Source organism: Mesorhizobium sp. M0923 (assembly GCF_040319365.1).
Lineage (GTDB): Bacteria > Pseudomonadota > Alphaproteobacteria > Rhizobiales > Rhizobiaceae > Mesorhizobium.
Genome location: NZ_JAMYNW010000034.1, coordinates 13,652 through 31,803 on the forward strand (window position 1 = coordinate 13,652; position 18,152 = coordinate 31,803).

At 60.0% G+C, this 18,152-nt stretch carries 14 protein-coding genes and 2 pseudogenes; 2 read left to right on the top strand and 14 right to left on the bottom strand.

What is annotated here, in order from left to right; translation table 11 throughout:
• Positions 1-21: 21 nt before the first annotated feature.
• Together NKH89_RS33280 and NKH89_RS33285 are read right to left on the bottom strand one after the other, a co-directional pair.
• Positions 22-1,227: a mandelate racemase/muconate lactonizing enzyme family protein gene (locus NKH89_RS33280; protein WP_352911515.1), complete on the bottom strand. Its 1,206-nt coding sequence runs from the start codon at positions 1,225-1,227 to the stop codon at positions 22-24.
• A 15-nt stretch (positions 1,228-1,242) separates the two neighbouring features.
• Entirely contained in the window at positions 1,243-1,962 is a 720-nt protein-coding gene (locus tag NKH89_RS33285) for a FadR/GntR family transcriptional regulator (RefSeq protein ID WP_352484283.1), read from the bottom strand.
• 352 nt (positions 1,963-2,314) lie between these two features.
• On the opposite strand from NKH89_RS33285, the pseudogene NKH89_RS33290 reads away from it, so the two are divergent.
• A pseudogene (locus tag NKH89_RS33290) lies at positions 2,315-3,303 on the top strand (Tim44 domain-containing protein).
• A gap of 277 nt (positions 3,304-3,580) precedes the next feature.
• On the opposite strand, the gene NKH89_RS33295 reads toward NKH89_RS33290, so the two are convergent.
• The 6 genes and pseudogenes from NKH89_RS33295 to NKH89_RS33320 form a co-directional block, all read right to left on the bottom strand.
• The gene (locus tag NKH89_RS33295) at positions 3,581-4,696 is read right to left on the bottom strand and encodes a Fic family protein (protein WP_352484281.1); all 1,116 of its coding nucleotides are present in this window, start codon (positions 4,694-4,696) and stop codon (positions 3,581-3,583) included.
• Positions 4,697-4,971: 275 nt separating this feature from the next.
• Positions 4,972-5,252: pseudogene (locus NKH89_RS33300) on the bottom strand (MarR family winged helix-turn-helix transcriptional regulator); the annotation flags it as partial.
• A gap of 2 nt (positions 5,253-5,254) precedes the next feature.
• The gene (locus NKH89_RS33305; RefSeq protein ID WP_352911518.1) at positions 5,255-7,342 is read right to left on the bottom strand and encodes an AAA family ATPase; all 2,088 of its coding nucleotides are present in this window, start codon (positions 7,340-7,342) and stop codon (positions 5,255-5,257) included.
• Positions 7,339-8,478 carry a metallophosphoesterase family protein gene (locus tag NKH89_RS33310; RefSeq protein ID WP_352911521.1) on the bottom strand — a complete coding sequence of 380 codons (1,140 nt, stop codon included), beginning with the start codon at positions 8,476-8,478 and terminating at the stop codon, positions 7,339-7,341. Before NKH89_RS33310 ends, NKH89_RS33305 begins: the two co-directional genes overlap by 4 nt.
• A 168-nt stretch (positions 8,479-8,646) precedes the next feature.
• Positions 8,647-8,898: a BrnA antitoxin family protein gene (locus NKH89_RS33315; protein ID WP_352590899.1), complete on the bottom strand. Its 252-nt coding sequence runs from the start codon at positions 8,896-8,898 to the stop codon at positions 8,647-8,649.
• A gap of 479 nt (positions 8,899-9,377) precedes the next feature.
• A complete protein-coding gene (locus NKH89_RS33320; protein ID WP_031194806.1) occupies positions 9,378-9,590 on the bottom strand; it encodes a cold-shock protein in 213 nt (70 codons plus the stop codon).
• A gap of 520 nt (positions 9,591-10,110) precedes the next feature.
• On the opposite strand from NKH89_RS33320, the gene NKH89_RS33325 reads away from it, so the two are divergent.
• Positions 10,111-10,983, top strand: a complete 873-nt coding sequence (locus NKH89_RS33325; RefSeq protein WP_352496499.1) for a ferritin-like domain-containing protein — start codon at positions 10,111-10,113, stop codon at positions 10,981-10,983.
• Between the two features lie 342 nt (positions 10,984-11,325).
• On the opposite strand, the gene NKH89_RS33330 is transcribed toward NKH89_RS33325, so the two are convergent.
• The 6 genes from NKH89_RS33330 to NKH89_RS33355 all read right to left on the bottom strand — a co-directional run bounded on the left by NKH89_RS33330 (position 11,326) and on the right by NKH89_RS33355 (position 18,129).
• Positions 11,326-12,957, bottom strand: coding sequence for an ABC transporter ATP-binding protein (locus NKH89_RS33330; RefSeq protein ID WP_352496498.1), 1,632 nt, complete (start codon positions 12,955-12,957; stop codon positions 11,326-11,328).
• Positions 12,947-13,813 (bottom strand): ABC transporter permease, encoded by an 867-nt coding sequence (locus NKH89_RS33335; protein WP_502896978.1) that lies wholly within the window; start codon positions 13,811-13,813, stop codon positions 12,947-12,949. Before NKH89_RS33335 ends, NKH89_RS33330 begins: the two co-directional genes overlap by 11 nt.
• Before the next feature lie 14 nt (positions 13,814-13,827).
• The gene (locus tag NKH89_RS33340; protein ID WP_352790341.1) at positions 13,828-14,874 is read right to left on the bottom strand and encodes an ABC transporter permease; all 1,047 of its coding nucleotides are present in this window, start codon (positions 14,872-14,874) and stop codon (positions 13,828-13,830) included.
• 100 nt (positions 14,875-14,974) lie between these two features.
• The gene (locus tag NKH89_RS33345; RefSeq protein WP_352590893.1) at positions 14,975-16,582 is read right to left on the bottom strand and encodes an ABC transporter substrate-binding protein; all 1,608 of its coding nucleotides are present in this window, start codon (positions 16,580-16,582) and stop codon (positions 14,975-14,977) included.
• A gap of 99 nt (positions 16,583-16,681) precedes the next feature.
• Positions 16,682-17,035 (bottom strand): Rieske (2Fe-2S) protein, encoded by a 354-nt coding sequence (locus NKH89_RS33350; protein ID WP_292653661.1) that lies wholly within the window; start codon positions 17,033-17,035, stop codon positions 16,682-16,684.
• Between the two features lie 11 nt (positions 17,036-17,046).
• On the bottom strand, positions 17,047-18,129 hold the full coding sequence (locus tag NKH89_RS33355) for an amidohydrolase family protein (RefSeq protein WP_352496495.1): 1,083 nt from the start codon (positions 18,127-18,129) through the stop codon (positions 17,047-17,049).
• Positions 18,130-18,152: the final 23 nt, after the last annotated feature.

Genomic DNA, 18,152 nt, shown 5'->3' on the forward strand with positions numbered 1-18,152 from the left:
AAAGCTGCTTCAGGTTCATTTTCAGAGAGTCGATGCGTCGGTCACCCGTCGAAGCGCCGTGAAGGCGCGATCGATCTCCGGGTTCAGTTCCATGCCGAGGCCCGGTCCGGAAGGCACGGTGATCATGCCGTTCTTCACCTGCGGCAAAGCGGTCACAAGGTCGCGGTACCAGGTCTTGTAGAAGGCCCTGACACTCTCCTGGACGAGCGCGTTCGGCGCATTGAGCGCCAGGTGGGTCGATGCGCCGAGCACAACTGGACCGGTGCAGTCGTGTGGCGCGACCGGCAGGTGCCATGCTTCAGCCATGGCAGCGATCTTGCGCGCCTCCGAGAGCCCGCCGCACCAGCTGATATCGAGCATAATGACGCCGGCCGCCCCGGTCTCGAGAAGGTCACGGAAGGCCCACCGGGAACCGAGCGTCTCCGAAGCCGATATCGGCGCCAGCGAAGCCTCGGCATAGCGTTTCAGGCTGGACAGGCTGTCCATCCTGATCGGATCTTCGTGCCAGAAGGTCTTGTAGGGGGCAAGCTCGCGGGCGATCTGCATGGCCGGCAGCAGCTGCCACATTGAATGGAATTCAACCATGATGTCCATCTTGTCGCCGACCGCATTGCGGATTTTCTCGAATGGCGCCAGCGCGGAATTCAAATCAGGCTGCGAAATATACAAGCCGCACGTTTTCTCGGCGGCCATGTCGAAGGGCCAGATCTTCATGGCCGTGATGCCTTCCTCCAACAACGAATGCGCCAGTTCGTCGGCGCGGTGAAGGAAGCCGTTCAGATCATCATAGGCGTCGCCGGGCTTATCGAGCCCGTAATTGGCCGTCGTCTGGCCGGTGGTCTTCTTGATGTATTCGGTACCGGCACAGGTGTTGTAGGTCCTGATCTCGTGCCGGGTGAAACCGCCGAGGAGTTGTGCGATCGGCTGACCCGTCGCCTTTCCGAACAGATCCCACAGTGCGATATCGAAAGCGGAGTTGCCCCTGACTTCCGCGCCCGTCGATCGGAAACCGAGATAGCCGACGAGATCGGCGGCAAGCAGGTCGATCTGCAAGGGGTTGCGCCCGATCACGCACGGCGCGACATATTCGTGCAGATAGGTCTCGACGGTTTCGGCCATGAAGAAGGTCTCGCCCAGCCCAACGAGGCCTTCGTCCGTGTGAACCAGGACCCAGAGAAGGTTCGGCCGCTCCTTGATCCGCAGCGTTTCCAGTTTCGTGATCTTCATCGCGCACCCCGCTCCTCAGGCGATGCCAGCCGCCAGCAGGGCCTTGACGCTCTCGTCAAAATGCCTCGCCATCAGGTCGCGAGCGGACTGAGGATCACCGGTCTCGATTGCTTCGGCGAGATCGATATGGATTTGGATCATCTCCAACTGCTCGGCATCCGAAGGGCGGCTCCGCCAGCCGATCGGCCAGGTCTGGCGCGATACGCGCTCGAACGCGCCGACGATGAGGCTGAAAACCGGATTCTTTGCAGCCTTGGCGATTTCGAGGTGAAAGGCGAGATCGTGCTCCATGACCTGTTCCGGCCGCTGGAAATTCTCGCGCATGGCGAGCGCATGCGTCCTGATCCTTTCCACTTCGTCGGCTGTTCTGCGCAAGGCCGCCAGCATGGCGGTGCGGGTCTCAATCGTGCGGCGCACGTCGTAGATTTGCTGCACCGTGATCTGCTCGGTGTGGACGCCATGCTCGATCACCAGCGACATGGCGCCATAATCCAGCTCGGCGACGGTAGCCCGTCTGCCTGCCCTCAGGTCGATAAGCCGCATGGCGGCGAGCGAGCTGAAGGCCTCGCGAACCACGGTGCGCGAGACGCTCAATTGTCTCGAAAGCGCGGCCTCGCTGGGCAGCCGGTCGCCGGGCCCGAGTTCATGCGCGCGAATATGGCGCGTGATCTCGCCGATCGTATTGCTGACCAGGCTCGCTGCGTCGGAATGTTTTGCGGATACCGCCGTGCTCACGCAATCTCCAGTTCAGGGGGACCAACCTGTATGGCAGGTTTGCCTGAGGTGTTGATAGTATGCAAGAAAGATGTATGTCAAGATCAGGCGGGCCGGCGTCGTCGCCAAGAGACCGATGGCAAGAGGCTTGCACGAAAGATGCTCTTGACGCGACCGTCGCCGGGTCGGCCGGGTGCAGGAGCCCGCGCGGTCGAGCAGGCGATTGTCTGCTTGGTGCGCTCGACATTCTCGTCGTGAACAGCGGCGTGCCGCCGACCATGTCGTTCGAATTTTCTTGGCGGATGATTCACTGATATTTCGATCGACGCACCCCATATGAGCGGAAAGAGTGTCACTTGAGGACTTGCCTATGCTGATTTCGCGTTCAGGACGGTTTGCAATTTTGTTTGCGGGATTGTTCCTGGCATTTTCCATGGTCGCTGTGGATCACGCCGATGCGCGCCGTGGCGGCAGCTTCGGCAGTCGCGGCATGCGCACTTTCCAGCCGGTCCCGCCGACCAGGACGGCGCCACAGCCTTCCGCACCGGTCGAGCGCTCGATGACGCCCAATGCGGCAACGAACAATGCGGCCCGCCAGCCGCAGGCATTCCAGCGCCCAGGCTTCTTCAACGGCCTCGGTGGATCGATGATGCGGGGGCTGCTGCTCGGCGGCTTGATCGGCGTTCTTTTGGGCCATGGGTTCGGCGGCTTGGCCGGCATGTTCGGCCTTCTCCTTCAAGTGCTGCTGATCGGCGGCGTGGTCATGCTGGCCATTCGCTTTTCCGCTCGCAATCGGCGCAAAACCCAGAGCCCGCTATGGCCGGTGCCTCGCGAGGTGCTGGGAGCTTTGGGCGAAGCGCAGCAGCCCGGCCCGAGCCGAGCAACGTCCAAGCATTCCCCATTCCAGGCATCGGGTCGGGATTTGGCGGAACGAGCCAGGCCAGCCCTTCCGATGAGATCACGCTCACTAAAACCGACCTCGACACGTTCCAGCAACGGCTGACGGAAGTTCAAGAAGCATTCGGGCGCGAGGACCATGCTGCCTTGCGCCGGTTGGTGACGCCCGAGATGGTTTCCTATCTGTCCGAGGAACTTGCCGATAATGCCAAAAAGGGCGTCCGGAATGACGTGTCGGATGTCAGCCTGTTGGAGGCCGATATTGCGGAAAGCTGGCGGGAGGATGACCGCGACTACGCGACCGCTGCTTTGCGCTACGAGTCTCGCGACGTGACCCGCGATCGCATCAGTGACAAGATTGTCGAGGGCCAGGCCGATCAGCCGACAGAGACAACCGAACTGTGGACCTTTACGCGGCAGAACGGCGGTGACTGGAAGCTTGCCGCAATACAGCAGCCGAGCTGATGTGCCCGGCCTTGATGTCTGCCAAGAGTTTTGTTCAGGTTTCTCGCTACCACTCGAAGGCCAGCGCGCCCCTTCCGCGCGCTTCTTTCCCCCAACGCGCGTTGAGGTAACATTATACCACCGGCTTCAACCGGGACCGGACAATCAGCATCGCACCGCGCGACTTTTTGCGTTTCCGGTCTCGTGTAACCCAATCGACGAACCTCCTGCCGGGTTGCAGCCCGCCACCCCTCGATGCTCAGGCAGGCAGGCTCTTTGACAGCCTGCCTCTTCTGGTTTACGTGCGGCCATCAAGAATGTTCAACGCGTAACGTGTGTGTCGCCGTTCGCCGGTTCTTATCAGTGCACCGTTGGCAACGAGGTCCTGCAAATCTCTTGTTGCCGTCGCGCGCGATGCCTGCGTGATGGCGATATAATTCTCGGCGCTGAGCCCCCCTTTGAACCCGTCGATGCCCGCGCGGAACATCCGGGCGATGACCTTTTCCTGGCGCTCGTTGAAGTGATCCCGGTAGCGTTCGTGAAACTTGGCCTTGACGACGGAGAATTCGACACGAGCGAGCGTTACGCGCTGCGCTTCGAGGATCGTGTTGGCGAAGTAGAGCAGCCAATCTGTTACCGCGTTGCTCGTGTTGCTGGCCTCCAGATGGTCGTAGTAGGCCTTGCGGCGGCGCTCTATCGTATAGGCCAACGCGATGAGGCTGGGCTCACCCAGATTTTGCGCCAGCGCCTTTTCGCAGAGGGCACGGCCTATGCGACCGTTGCCATCCTCGAACGGGTGAATGCTCTCGAAATAAAGGTGCGCGATAGCGGCACGCGTCAACGCTGGGAGCGGTGTCTTGCCTTTGGGTGAGGTATCGTTGAACCAAGTAGTGAAGGCATCCATTTCGGGTTTCACCCGCGCGGAGGGCGGCGTTTCGAAATGAACTTTGGGCTTATCCAGCCGATTGGAAACGATCTGCATGGCATCGGCATGCTGGCGGTAGTTGCCGATGGTCTCGATACGACGCTCACCCGACATCACCATCGTATGCCAAGCGTAAAGAGTGCGATGCGTCAGCGTATCGGCAAAATGCAAGTAGACATCGGCCATCATTTCAGCGATGCCCCGCTCGGCAGGCGGAATGCGCCTGGTCTCGCCGCCCAGACCAAGTTGCTGGCGCAGGGATGATTGCAGGCTCTCGCGGTCGAGGTACTCCCCCTCAATCGCGGATGTCTTCAAGGCCTCTTCGCTGATAAGATCGATGCGGATCTGGTCGCGATCGTCGGAACCGACATGACGAAAGACGCCTAGGAACTCGCCCGATCGCAACAGGAACTCGCTTTCCAGCGGTTCCAACGCCTTCTTATCGTAGGTAAAATGCGGCCAGTCCGCTTGCTCCCAATTCCATACCATGAGTGATAGGGCACCTTGCTATAACTCACGATAGCAACAATTGTGAGCTATAGCAATCTTCTCTATGCCTCAGAAGTCGCGGCTTTGCCCCGGCGCGATCCAACGGCTAACCATCCAGATCAATTTAATCATGCTTGTAGGGCCGCCGCATTGCGGGCCGCGCTCAATCGTTGCTCGAACGTTTCGGTTTTTTCTCCCAGCTCAATGAGCGGCTTAAGTTCTTCATACCCCGCACGTGCAGCGACACGCGACGTGGTGCGACGGGATGACAACGGCCGTGTGACCAGGCCGCATGCTTCCAGCCGCTTGAGCAACGGCGTCAGCGTCGCCGAATCAAGCCCAAGCACTTCGCCAAGCTCGCCCACCGTGCTTGGCGCTCGCTCCCATAGCGCGAGCATCGCCAGATATTGCGGGTAGGTCAGCCCAGCGGATCGAGCAGCGGCCGGTAAAGCCGGGTCATCAGCCCGCTTGCCGAATAGAGCGCAAAGCAGAGCTGCTGATCAGGCCGCCGAATCCCGCCGGAAGCCGCCGGGAGGTCCTCGGGTCTGGTTGTGATCTCTAAGGGGGCATGCTGCCTTTGCCGGAAGTAGCACCGCCGATCAACTCCTGCTGGATCTGCTCTCCCTCGTCGAGCGCGCGGCGGGCCTTCTTGCGTGCCAGCTCGACCTCCTCCCAGGCCGCGAGCGCATCAATGCGGGCAGAGGTATGATCCTCGATCGTTTCGATCAGACGCTCGGGCGAGAATTCCAGGCACTCTGCCAGTAGCTCGCTGGCCACCTCGCGAAGTTCGGAGAGTACAGCCTGATCGTCCAGGTCGATCTGTGCAAGCTGGTCGCGGATACGTGTGATGGCGGCTGTTGTTTCGGTGAGGCTGCGGAGCGTTGTCCGGATCTCCGCGAGCTCTCGCGCGTTGGCCAGCCGAACCGCTGCAACACTGTCGTCACGCGCCAATAGCGCCTCGAAATCGTCAGCAGTTTGGCCAGTAAGTTCGCCCCGATGCCTGGCCCACGCCTTGTCTCGGGCGCGGCGGATGGCGGCGGCGGCTTCATCGTCGGGCACATCGATCGAGGCACGAAGCGCATCCAGGCGAGCCGAGAGCAGGTCGTGACTCTCCTGGTATTCGGCGAGACGTTCGCAAAGGACAGCCCTGCCCTTTCCCAACCCAGCTGCCCGCACCTTCCATGCACCAACTTGCGTGACACTCGGGACGGGCACCCTGGCCAGTGCCCCGGCGTCTCCGGACCAGGGATGCAGTCGAGCGATTGCCGCCTCCCATCGAACCGTGCTCGCGTCCTCCGCCTCGCGGGCCATCCTGAGGTCTTTTAGGTGCCCGCTGGCTCGCGCTTTCGACAAGGCCGAGGCCAGCCTTGCCCTGGCAGGTTCGGGCACCCCCCTCTCTTGCCCAACCCGCTCGCGTGCCGCCTGAAGTGCATCGAGCGCCGCCGCGCATTCGTTGCGGGCAACACGTACGCCGGTGGTGATTCCCGATCGCTCTTCGAGCATGGCGCGAACAGCGCCGACTGTGGCAGCAGGCAAAAGCAGCGCAGCCGGATCTGCCTCGGACGATCTTCCAAGGGCGGCAAGGCAATTCGCCACGGCGCTGTCGAGTATCTGCAGCTCGGTCCTGCGGCTTGGCAGGTCAAGGCCTGCGGAGACATGGCGCACTTTGCGATCCGCGAGCGCCCGAACCCGCTCGGACATTGCCAGGATCGCCTCGTCCACATCGACCGACACGATTTTCGTCGTCACTCGCTCGGCGTCGTCGATGTTCCCTGACAGCCGCGTTCTCAGGCTGGCGTCGTCATCGATCAATCCGGTGACGGTGCCTGTCCAGGTCCGCAATGGTGAAGCGATGTCAGGCAGCTCGGCAAGCTGGGCCGCCTTGCGTCGAATGTCGGCGAGGATCGGCATAGCGCGAAGGTACCTGGCAATGGTGTCAAGCCGAGCCGACAGCAATGATCGTTCAGCAATACTGCGGTCGTATTTTTCCGCCGCGTCAAGACGTTCGGCCTCAAGGCTCTCAAAAGTCGAGGCCAAGGTGTCGATCGCGTCCCTGCGCGACTTGAGTTCCGCAAGGCGCTTCTTGAGCAGCGCAAGTTCGGTTCCGTGAGCCTGCTTGCGATAGAGCCCGTCCGCTTCGGTCTCTAGCGCGCTCAACATGTCGCTCGCATGCCCAAGACCGGCGCTGGCCGTGAACAGGAGCTTGCCCAGGTCGCCACGCGACTCCAGGATTGATTTTCCGCCTGCTTCCAGCGTCTCGTCGTCCAGCGAGAACATGGTCTCGTATGCGTCCCGCGACAGACCTGCGAGATGGGCTGCTATCGCCACCTCGCTCACCGGTTGCTCCATTGCGTTCAGCAGCGAGTTGGTGCGCTGCTTCGTGCGCGTGAATGTGTGCTCAGTGCCGGCGAGTTCGAGCACCCCGCCTATACGCATCGCGCTGTACTCGTGCAGGAAATTGTAGCGGCTGCGTTCCTCGATACCGAACAGCAGGTCCAGATAACCGGAAAGTGCGGTCGACTTGCCGGCCTCGTTCAGCCCGAACACAATGTGGAAGTCGGGACCGGACTCCGGCCTTGGGCCGAATTCGATCGTCCCGTCGGTGAACTTTCCATAACGAATAAGATCAAGGCGCCGGAGCCTCATTGCGCTCCACCTGCTTTGAGGCGGGCCGTGACCAGGTCGGCACCGCTGGCAAGCACCTTGTCGATGAACAGTTCCAGCCCAGCTTCGTCCCGTCCGGCGAAGTCGCGCCCGTCCGGCGGCAGATCGGCAATCATCTTTTGGACAAGCGCCCTCGCCTCGGCGCGGAAGGCCTCAGACTTGACATTGGCATGCATGGATTGCGCGAGTTCGAAAATCGGATCGGCGACGTCATGGGCTGTTTCCGCGCTCTGTGGAGCGAGATCAAGCTCAAGTTTTTCGACCCATGTGTCGCCCGTCTGCTCCGCCGCCTGCTCGGCTTCGGCCAGCAGCAGGTCCCTGTCGCGGATCAGCGCCCATGACAACGGCGACGCCCCGGCCAGTCCGAGACGGACCACAACGTGGCGGGATCTGACGGAACCCCGGATACCTTCGAGCGCGGAACGGACACGGCCGACGACCTCAGACCATTCGACCGTCCCGGTCAGATCGACGCTCGCCCGCTCGAACTGCGCGATACTGGTCAGTTTTTCCTCGATCTCGACGGACCGGTCTTCTCGTATCGTGACCAGAGTGGCGGATTTCTCTCCGGCCTCGTTGATGTCCCTGCCCTGCGGCATTCCCGTCATCACAACGGTGCTTGCTCCAGGATGGACTTGGCGCACGTGGATGTGCCCAAGCGCCCAATAGTCAAAACCATGGCCGTGCAGGTCAGCGATGCTGCAAGGGGCATAGACATCGTGACCGGGCGATCCAGCGAGGCTGGTGTGCATGATGCCCACATTGACCGCCCCTTCCCGGGCCGCCGGATACTTGGGCAGCAGGCTTTCCGGCGCCTTTGGGTTCGCGAAGCTCAATCCATGGAATGCGACGTCAAGCCCGCCGGCCGTTTGCAGCACCGACTGGGGGCGGCCGCCGAAGATCGTGACCGTGTCAGGAAAAACGAGCTGTTTCGATATGCGCGATAAGGCAATGACGAGCGCATCGACACGTTCCGCAAGGCAGAGGTCTATTATCGAGACAAATGCCTGGCGACTGGCGTCCCCCACGAGTTCGGCAAGATCAGGGTTTCGCAGCACCAGCGAACGTAGCGGCGAGTCGAGGTGAATGTCGGCCGTGTGTACGAATCGAAATGCCATTCGGGTCTCCGCCCGGAGCATAGAGGGGTTCGGCCGCGGCTCGATGAAAAAATTCCAGGATGCGCGTTGTCGGTTGTCCAAATGGTGCGCAATCGCTTACGCTTATACTTCCGTTCAACTCCATCTGCGTCGCCGCTATCAGCGCCGTGCCGATCAGTAGTCGTCTGATCATTTGTCATCGGCATTGGTCGGTTCTTTGGAGATAGCGCGCCGCAAGGTGTCGTTGATCCGATCCTGCCAGCCTGGTCCATCTTCCTGGAAGTGGTCCAGCACCGCCCTATCGATCCTGATCGAAACAAGCTCTCTGATATTTGGAGCAGCCGACGGTTCGCGAACCGGCGCCGCCGGCTTTTTGATCGGCTTGAAGGCGGCTTCAGCGGCTGACATCGGATTTGTGGGTCGGCGTGGAGGATTTGCCATTTGGATGATCCTGACTGGTCATAATGCTTGTCGAGCGCCTCATAGCGAATGCGCATCATAACCAATGTACCGCAGCCCACACAAAAAGAAAAAGGCCGGACTGTTGAGCCTGGCCAAGTATGAAGGCAGCTTAAACCTACAAAGGGGGAGGAAAAATCCGACGCGATGTCCATGTGGGGCCAAACTCAGGCTATCTTCAATGACATTGCTGTAGGATACAACAAGCCAAAGTGCTCCACGGGGCAACACCACGTCGCCAACCATCCTACGCTGGAGGACGCAAACGCGAAAAACGCGGGGGACTTCCCGCCTTCCGTTACCTGACAACCTGGTTCACACGATCGTTTCTGAAGCGTCGCAGCAATCTGCTGCCCAGGTCTCTCCATCACACCAAGCTTCGCGCGCTTTTTTTACACGGCGGTCAGTACATTCGCGACTTGCCGCGCTCCTGCGGCTTTCGCCACGGCGCGCCAGAGAAATCAACCCGCTTTGCGGAGATTGCCAGCAGAAGACTTGCCGGTACGTCGGTCCTGCTCGATGTCGTAGTTGATCTTTTGGCCCTCAACGAGGTTCGACAAACCAGCGCGCTCGACGGCGGAGATGTGAACAAAAACGTCCTGACCGCCATCGTCGGGTTGGATAAACCCAAACCCTTTAGTGCTGTTGAACCACTTCACGGTTCCAGTTGCCATGTGCATATACTCCTTGTGACTTCCCAGCGTGTTTGATCCGACGAAGAGGCCAGACCGGTTCATAGATAGACGCAGCAAAAGCGAGAAATCGCAAGGCCGGATGGATCGACCAGAATACCAACTTCTCTCGGATGGCCCACTCGTCTCACAAGTCGACAGGAATTTTCCTTTCCGGCGTGAAGCCCCTCCAGCCATCCTTGCTGTCCTGGGTTATCACGGCCCGCTCGTTTCCCTCCGGCCCTTAGCTTGCCGACTTGCGTTTCGAGTTCTTGGTCGACCGTGCTGACGCGGGCGTAGCCTATCCGGCTCATAATGTGTCACCTCAATGTCTGGACTCGAGGCTTGGTCACAAATAGTCGATGCCAACTCCGACGTTACGCTGCCCAAAAAGCCATTGATCCGGGAGCAACCCCTGCAAAGTCCGACCTTTACAGGAACATTTCGCCTATGGCGGAGTTGGGCGCGTTGCCCGCGATAAGGTGCCAAACAGGTGACGCCGGCGGGCTTTTGGGAGGAAGCCATGATACGTGCCATCCCTTCACTCCACCTTTCCCGTCGCCGCGCATTGCAGTTTGGGCTGGGAGCCAGCCTCGCCGCCACGACGGGCCTGGCGCCGGTTTCTCGCGCCTATGCCAAGGAGGAACTGCAGGACGAGGACATTTTCCGCTTTGCGCTCAACTTGGAATACATGGAGGCCGAATACTACCTTCGCGGCACCACCGGAAAGGGCATCGACGCCGCCGATGCCGGTTCCAAACCCGGCGATGTGGTCGGCGGAAAGAAAGTGTCCTTCGAGACACCCGCCATCGGCGAATTCATGCAGGAGGTTGCTGAAAACGAACTCGCGCATGTCCGGTTCTACCGCAAGACGCTTGCAAAGAACGCAGTCGACAGGCCGGCCATCGATTTCGATGCTGGGTTCAAAGCGGTTGCGGAGGCAGCGGGCCTCGGGCGGGACTTCGACCCCTTTGGCAACGAAACGAACTTTGTTCTCGGCGGCATGCTGTTCGAGGATGTCGGCGTCACCGCCTATGCCGGTGCTGCGACGCTTCTGAAGAACAAGGACTTCCTCGCCGCCGCGGCGGGCATATTGGCGGTCGAGGCCTACCACATGGGAATGGCGCGCTCCACTCTATACCGGAAGGGAGAGAAAGCCTGGAAGGCCGCCAACGCCGTCTCCGATGCACGAGACAAGATCGACGGGCCGGAAGACAAGGACCAGGGCATCCAGGTGAATGGCAAGGCCAATTTCGTTCCCTCGACGCCCGACGCGATCGCGTTCACCAGGACGCCGAAAGAAGTGCTGCGGATCGTCTATCTCACCGACAAGGACGGCGTCAGCAAGGGTGGCTTCTATCCGGAAGGGATGAACGGGACCCTGAAGAGCACCTGACCCGCTCGCGACCGGCGATCGGATCGCCGGAAGAGACGCAGCGGACCTGCGGTCGGCACTGCTGGTACGGCTGCGCGACGATCACGATTCAAATCCGCTGCAGGAGTCCCCACCCAAGATTGATTGAATTCCGAACCGCGATCATTGCGGCGTTCACAAGAACGTCAGGAAAGTGCGCTCGGTTCGTTCCGATGGACGGAACGAACCGACCGCTTTGCCGAGAAGCAGGCTCTGCAGTTGGTGCGGCGAGAACCGCCAATTTTCCCGCATTGTTCCGTACGGCCGACCGCCAAGCTGTAAAATGGTGGCGATATGGAAGACACGCGACGCTCTGCCCGACGATCACATCCTCCGGCTGGCGAGCAGCCTTGTGAGCCAATCCGGATCCATTTCCGGCACGGAGGACAAAAGCCGTTCGGTATAGGGGGCATGCGGCGGCGTGAGAACTTCGCTCTTTAATCCCTGCTCAACGACTTTCCCCTGGTGCATGACCACAATCTCGTCGGCGATCGCTCGCACGGTGGCAATGTCATGGGTGATGAAAATGTAGCTCATGCCGAGCTCGCGCTGAAGCCGCATTAAGAGCTTCAGGATTTCCTCCTGCACAATCTGGTCGAGCGCGGACGTGATTTCGTCGCAGATGATGAGTTCCGGATCGGCAGCCAACGCTCGGGCGATGCAAACGCGCTGCTTCTGACCCCCCGACAGTTCGGCCGGCAGACGATCCAGGTAAGTTTCGCTCATCTCGACCATGTGCATGAGTTCGCCGATCCGCCTATCCCGCTGTGCACCCTTGAGGCCGAGGTAGAATTCAAGCGGACGAGCTATGACTTCTTCGACCGTCTGCCGCGGATTTAGGGCGTTGTCGGGCATTTGATAAATCATCTGTATGCGGCGCAAGATCTCTTTTGGGCGCGCCTTCAGGGTCTTGGAAAGGGCCTGGCCAGCAAAGGAAATCGATCCCGAAAGCGGCGGCAGCAGGCCGGTAACAACGCGAGCGAGCGTCGATTTCCCGGAACCGGATTCGCCGACCACAGCCACTGTTCTTCCACGTGGAACGTTGATGGAGACATCCTGGAGCACCTTAACCGCCCGGCCGTAGGCCGCCGTGACGTTGTCTATCGTAAGCAGATAGTCATCGGCCGGAACTTCGGGCTTGGCGAGCTTGCGCACGGCCCAGAGCGTCTTGGTATATTCCTGGCTGGGCGAGGCGAGCATCTGGCGCGTTTCTGCCTCCTCCACGGTAAGTCCATGGCGCAAAACCATGATCCGGTCCGCCATTTGCGCCACCACCGCCAGATCATGCGTCACATAGATTGCAGCGGTGTTGAATTCCTCCACGATGTTGCGAATGGAGGCGAGAACTTCGACCTGCGTCGTCACATCGAGCGCCGTCGTTGGCTCGTCAAAGATGATGAGGTCCGGACGGCAAGCCATCGCCATCGCGGTCATTGCCCGTTGCAACTGTCCGCCGGAAACCTGATGAGGATAGCGAAAGCCGATCGTCTCCGGATCTGGAAGCTGAAGACGGCGATAGAGATCGACGGCACTCCGGTTCGCTTTCTCGCGGCTGGCAATCCCATGGGCCACGACTGTTTCGACAGTCTGGTCAAGGAGTCGGTGGGCCGGATTGAAAGAGGCCGCTGCGCTTTGCGCGACATAGGCAATGCGGGAGCCTCTGAGGCGACGCCGCCCTGTTTCGCTGAGTGCCAGAAGATTGATTCCGTCGAACAGGATCGAGCCCTGTGTAATACGGCAGCCTGGCTTGGCGTAACCCATCGCGGCGAGGCCAATGGTGGATTTGCCGGCGCCTGACTCGCCGATCAGGCCAAGAACCTCCCCCCGCTTCAGCGCCAGATCGACCCCGCGGACAATGGGATGCCACCGCTCGTCCGAGAAACCCTCGACATGTAGGTTGCGGATCTGCAGCAGATCCTTGCCTTTTTCGCGCGAGCCCGGACCGCTACCTTTCATCGCGCAACCCGCTGGTTGCGTGCAGGAACCAGTCGACGACGAAATTCACGGAGACTGTAAGGAGGGCAATCGCGCCGGCCGGCAGCAGCGGCGTGACATCACCGTAGGTGATCAGGGTCGCATTCTCGCGCACCATCGACCCCCAATCAGCGGTCGGCGGCTGAATACCGACGCCCAGGAAGGACAGTGCCGCGATCGTGAGGAATACGAAGCAAAATCGCAAACCGAACTCCGCGACCAGCGGCGGCATGACATTGGGAAGGATTTCCTTGGCGATGATCCATTTCGGGCCTTCGCCGCGCAATCGCGCCACCTCGACATATTCCATCACTGCCACGTTAAGCCCGACGGCGCGTGCGAGCCGAAAGACGCGGGTGGAATCGAGCAGCGCAATGATGATTATCAGGCTGGTGATCGACGAGCCGAAGATCGAGAGCAGCACCAGGGCGAAGATCAGGCTTGGGATCGACATCAACACGTCCACCGCACGCGACAGTATCTGGTCGAGCCATCCCCTATACAATGCGGCAAGAAGGCCGAGCGAGACGCCGACCGCGAAGGACAGCAATGTGGTCGCGACGGCGATACCGATGGTGTTGCGCGCACCGTAAATCAGGCGCGTGAGCATGTCCCGGCCGAGCTGGTCGGTTCCCAATTTGAACTGCTGGCTCCACGGTGCAAAGGCTTCGCTGAAGACCTGCGTTTCGCCGTATGGGGCTATCCAATGCGCGAACACCGCAACGATGACATAACCGAGGATCACGAGGATGCCGAACCATGCACTGAAGGGTGCCTTCTTCAGCGCCGTTTTCGCACGGGTGGCGCGCGAGCGCCTCAGCCTGTGAACCTGAGCCATGGGTTCGTAGCTGGTCATCGTGGATGCAAGAGTCTTGGATTGGTGGCGATGGAAATAATATCGGCGGTCAGATTGAGCAGGATGTAGGTCGCGGCGAAAATCAGGGCGCAGGCCTGGACCACCGGAACATCCCTTGATTTGACCGCGTCAACCATCAGCTGACCGATGCCGGGATAGACGAATACCACTTCGACCACGACCACTCCGACGACGAGATAAGCAAGATTGAACGCCACCACCGTGACGATCGGAGCCCATGCGTTGGGCAAGGCATGCCTGAGTACGATGGCCATGGGCGACATTCCCTTGAGACGCGCCATGTCGATATATGGGCTTGCCAGCATGTTGATGATCGCCGCTCGTGTCATTCGCATCATGTGCGCCACGATGACGAGCGTAAGAGTGATCGCCGGCAAGGCTACTCTCCAGACATGTTCCCAAAACGGCGTCTGATCGTTCACGTTCGACAATGTCGGGAACTTAGGAACTGCATTGAGTATCCAGTTCAGCGAGACCGCGAGCCAGTGCGGCAGGGATTGTGCGAACTCGGATCCGATGAACGTGTCGCGCGAGATGACGAGGTAGGCAAGCATATAGGCGACGAAAAACTCGGGGAACGAAATGGTCGTCAGCGTCACTGCGTTCACCAGCCGGTCGAACCAGCCATTGCGGTAGAGCGCAGCGAGGATGCCCAATCCCAGGGCCAGCGGAACTGCTATCAGCGCGGTGATCGATGCAAGGAACATCGTATTGTAGAGGCGCGGGGCGATAATCTCGGCGACGGTGCGCCGGTATCCGGTGCGGCTCGCGAATGAAGAGCCGAAATCACCGTGGAGCATCTGCCCGACCCAGACGAAGTAGCGCTCGACAGGCGGACGGTCGATGCCGATTTCTCGCTGGAAGGCGACGACCGTTTCGGGTGTCGCCGATTGCCCGAGCATCGCCTTGGCGAAGTCGCCCGGCAGCATTGCAATCGCAGAGAAGATGATGATGGACACGATGAACAGCGTGACCAGGCCGAGGCCAAGGCGCTGCAGAACCGTTCTTGCGACGGGGTTCATGGGTACGCGTTTCTCGTTGCTGCCGCCGCCCTGCCACACCAGTCAGGGCACGCGGTTGCAAGCCGGAGCCTAATAGCCATCGCGGGTCCGGCCCGCACTCTCACGCAGTGGCGATCCACCAGCGTTCGGCCATCTTCAATCCATCATTCTCCCAGTTCGGCGCCACCTCGCCATGTGCGAGCTTATTGGATTTGGCGCTGACGAAATTATTGAAGACCAGCACGATGCTGCCGCCATCATCATGGGTCAGTTGCTGCATCTCGGCATACATTGCCGCCCGCTTGGCCTCGTCCGTCTCGGCGCGCGCCTGGACAAGCAACTCGTTGAAGCGGGGATTTTTCCAGAACGACTCGTTCCAGCTGGAGTCTGCGGCGAAGGCTTGCGTGAACATCCAGTCGGCCGTCGCGCGACCGCTCCAATAGGAAGCGCACCAGGGTTTCTTGAGCCAGACATTGTCCCAATAGGCGTCCTCGGCCTCACGCACGACGTTTACGTCGATGCCGCACTGGGCTGCCGTCTCGCGGATGAGGGCAGCCGCGTCCACAGCGCCGGCAAAGGCGGCATCGGCGACCGAGAGGTCCATCTTCAGCTTTTCCATTCCGGCCTTTTTCAGGTAATGCTTGGATTTTTCCGGATCGAAACTGTGCTGCGGCTGCGGATTCGTGGCGAATTTGATCGCCGGGGCGATCGGGTTGTCGTTGGCCACCGTGGCGTGGCCGAGAAAGATCTTGTCGACGATCTCCTGACGGTTAATCGCCCATTTCAAAGCCATTCGGACGTCTGGATTGTCGAACGGCGCAACCGTGACATTCATCGGCAAGGTATAGTGGCCATAGCCGGTGACCTCGACGATCTCCACCTTGGGATTGCGTTTCAACATGCCGAGGGTCTTGAGGTCGGCGCGGCCAATATAGTCCACCTCCCCTGTCGATAACGCGGCCATGCGAGCGGCGAGATCGGTGATGGCGATGAACTCCACCTCGTCGAGATAGGGCTTGCCGTTCTTGAAATAGTTCGGATTGCGCTTGAGTTTGGCCGAGACGCCGGGCTGGAAATTCTCGAGCACGAAAGCACCGGTGCGAACGCCCGATCCCCAATCCGCCTTGCCGTCCTTGGCCGGCATGATGACCAGATGGTAGTCACTCATGATGTAGGGGAAATCGGCGTTGCCGCTCTTCAGCGTGAAGACAACCGTCTCCGGGCCATCCGCCTTGATGCTGGCCACGGGCTCAAGCAGCGGCTTCGCCGCCGATTTGGTTTCGTCGCCCATATGATAGCGCAGCGAAGTCACGACATCGTCCGCCGTCACATTCTTGCCATTGTGGAAGGTTGCGCCCTTGCGCAGCTTGAAGACCCAGGTTTTGGCGCCGTCGGATGATTCAAAGCTCTCGGCAAGATCCGGTTGGACGTTACCTTTCGCGTCGACCTCGGTGAGGCTGTTGGACATCGAGCCGGAGAATGCCGTTTGTGTGAATGTGTCCGGGTAGCCGGCCGGATCGATCGAATCCGTCGTTGCGCCATGTGCCATGCCGAGCTTGGCGAAGCCGCCCTGCAGCGGTTCGGCCCGGGCCGTGCTGACAAAGAGCTTGTCCGCAGCGGTGACCGTCAGCCCAGCGGCCAGCCCAAGATGAATGAAGTCACGGCGGGAAATCTTGCCGTGACCAATCAGGCTTTGAGCGATACCAAGCTTGTATTCAGATTCTGACATTTGACTCTCCCATTACGGATTTTCCGCGTTATTGTTCGTCAAGCACCTGTGAAGTTAGTTTCGATCACCTTTCTTCTACTCTTCGAATCCGTACCTCAATCAGGCCGTCACATAGATGCTGCCCGCTTCGACGGTTACTGGAAATGTGCGCGCGCGAACGGACGGATCGACCAGGGCCGCGCCTGATTTGATGTCGAATTCCCAGCCATGCCAGGCGCAGCGCACGATCTCGTTTTCGCGGTGATAGATGAATTGCGCCTCTTCGACCGGTGCAGTTGTTCCGCATTGCGGCCCCTCGCAAAGCGGAGCGCCGCGGTGCGGACAAACATTCAGCAGCGCGTGGAATGAGTCTCCGATGCGAAAAACGCCGACCGAAAGGCTGCGGATCTTGGCGATGAAGGGAGATCCGGTTTCGATCTCGTCGACGCGGCAGATGTATGTCTTCTCGGGCATCGTCTGCTTCCTCAGGCGGCATTCGCCGCTTGCGCGCGGGGGATGCGTTTGTAAACCTCCAGCGCATTCAGCCCCATGATCTTGCTCTTCCAGGCAGGAGGGATTTGCAGCGTGTTGGCATCGTCGTAATCCCAATGCGGATAGTCTGAGGCAAACATCAGCGTATTTTCTCCGTCCATTGCCTCGAGAGTGGACCAGAGATGCTGAATATTTGCGGGCTGCTCCAGTGGCTGCGTGGAAAAGCGGATGTTGCGCCGGCAGTATTCGGAAGGCAGCATTTTCAGCCATGGCGTCTCTTTGCGTAGGGCTTTGTAATCGGCGTCCAGGCGCCACAGCACCGACGGCACCCAGGCGACGCCGCATTCGATGACCACGAAGTAGAGGTCCGGCCATTTTTCGAAGACGCCATGCGCAATCATGCTTGCGACATGCGAAATCGCCGACATGTGCAGGATGGCATGGGTCTCCCAGAAGAATGTCGTCGGGGCCGGAGCAATCGCGGTCGAATTCACGCCGCCATGGCCGCCCAGATGTATGGCAAAGGGCAGCCCCACCTCGGCGCAAGCCTCGTAGATTGGATGGTAAAACGGATCGCCATAAGGCTTGACGGAGCCTTGCGAAGCGAGAACCTGAACCATGCGCGGATGATTGCCCAGACGGCGTATCTCGGCGGCCGCGAGCTTCGGATCCTGTGGCGCGATGATGATCGAGCCCATGAAGCGATCGTCCTTCGGCAGCCATTGGTCGATCTGGTAGTCATTGTAGGCGCTGACGAGGGCGCTGGCATAATAAGGATTGGCGAGGGTGGAAGCCTCGATCGGCTCATCGCCGGTCAGGATCGCCACATCGACCTTGTACTTGTCGAGGTGTTTTTCCTTCATGATGAGATAGTTGTCGGCTTCTGTTTTCGGACGGACGTCCTTGCGGGAGAAGTCCTGCGGATGAAACCAGGGACGATGGCCATGCGGGAAGGCGCCAACGGGGCCTGTCTTCTCGCCTTCAACGAACATGTCCTTCCATAGGCCGGAAAGGTAGGACTCCAGTACGGTCGCGCTTGACCAGTAATTGTGACAATCGCAGTCGACTATGAACACGTTGCTCAGCTCCGTAGCTTCAG

Excerpts from the sequence above, each read along its gene's own strand:
- NKH89_RS33280 (WP_352911515.1), bottom strand. The coding sequence starts at position 1,227 with ATGAAGATCACGAAACTGGAAACGCTGCGGATCAAGGAGCGGCCGAAC.
- NKH89_RS33295 (WP_352484281.1), bottom strand. The coding sequence starts at position 4,696 with ATGGTATGGAATTGGGAGCAAGCGGACTGGCCGCATTTTACCTACGAT.
- NKH89_RS33305 (WP_352911518.1), bottom strand. The coding sequence starts at position 7,342 with ATGAGGCTCCGGCGCCTTGATCTTATTCGTTATGGAAAGTTCACCGAC.
- NKH89_RS33310 (WP_352911521.1), bottom strand. The coding sequence starts at position 8,478 with ATGGCATTTCGATTCGTACACACGGCCGACATTCACCTCGACTCGCCG.
- NKH89_RS33315 (WP_352590899.1), bottom strand. The coding sequence starts at position 8,898 with ATGGCAAATCCTCCACGCCGACCCACAAATCCGATGTCAGCCGCTGAA.
- NKH89_RS33320 (WP_031194806.1), bottom strand. The coding sequence starts at position 9,590 with ATGGCAACTGGAACCGTGAAGTGGTTCAACAGCACTAAAGGGTTTGGG.
- NKH89_RS33325 (WP_352496499.1), top strand. The coding sequence starts at position 10,111 with ATGATACGTGCCATCCCTTCACTCCACCTTTCCCGTCGCCGCGCATTG.
- NKH89_RS33330 (WP_352496498.1), bottom strand. The coding sequence starts at position 12,957 with ATGAAAGGTAGCGGTCCGGGCTCGCGCGAAAAAGGCAAGGATCTGCTG.
- NKH89_RS33335 (WP_502896978.1), bottom strand. The coding sequence starts at position 13,813 with ATGGCTCAGGTTCACAGGCTGAGGCGCTCGCGCGCCACCCGTGCGAAA.
- NKH89_RS33340 (WP_352790341.1), bottom strand. The coding sequence starts at position 14,874 with ATGAACCCCGTCGCAAGAACGGTTCTGCAGCGCCTTGGCCTCGGCCTG.
- NKH89_RS33345 (WP_352590893.1), bottom strand. The coding sequence starts at position 16,582 with ATGTCAGAATCTGAATACAAGCTTGGTATCGCTCAAAGCCTGATTGGT.
- NKH89_RS33350 (WP_292653661.1), bottom strand. The coding sequence starts at position 17,035 with ATGCCCGAGAAGACATACATCTGCCGCGTCGACGAGATCGAAACCGGA.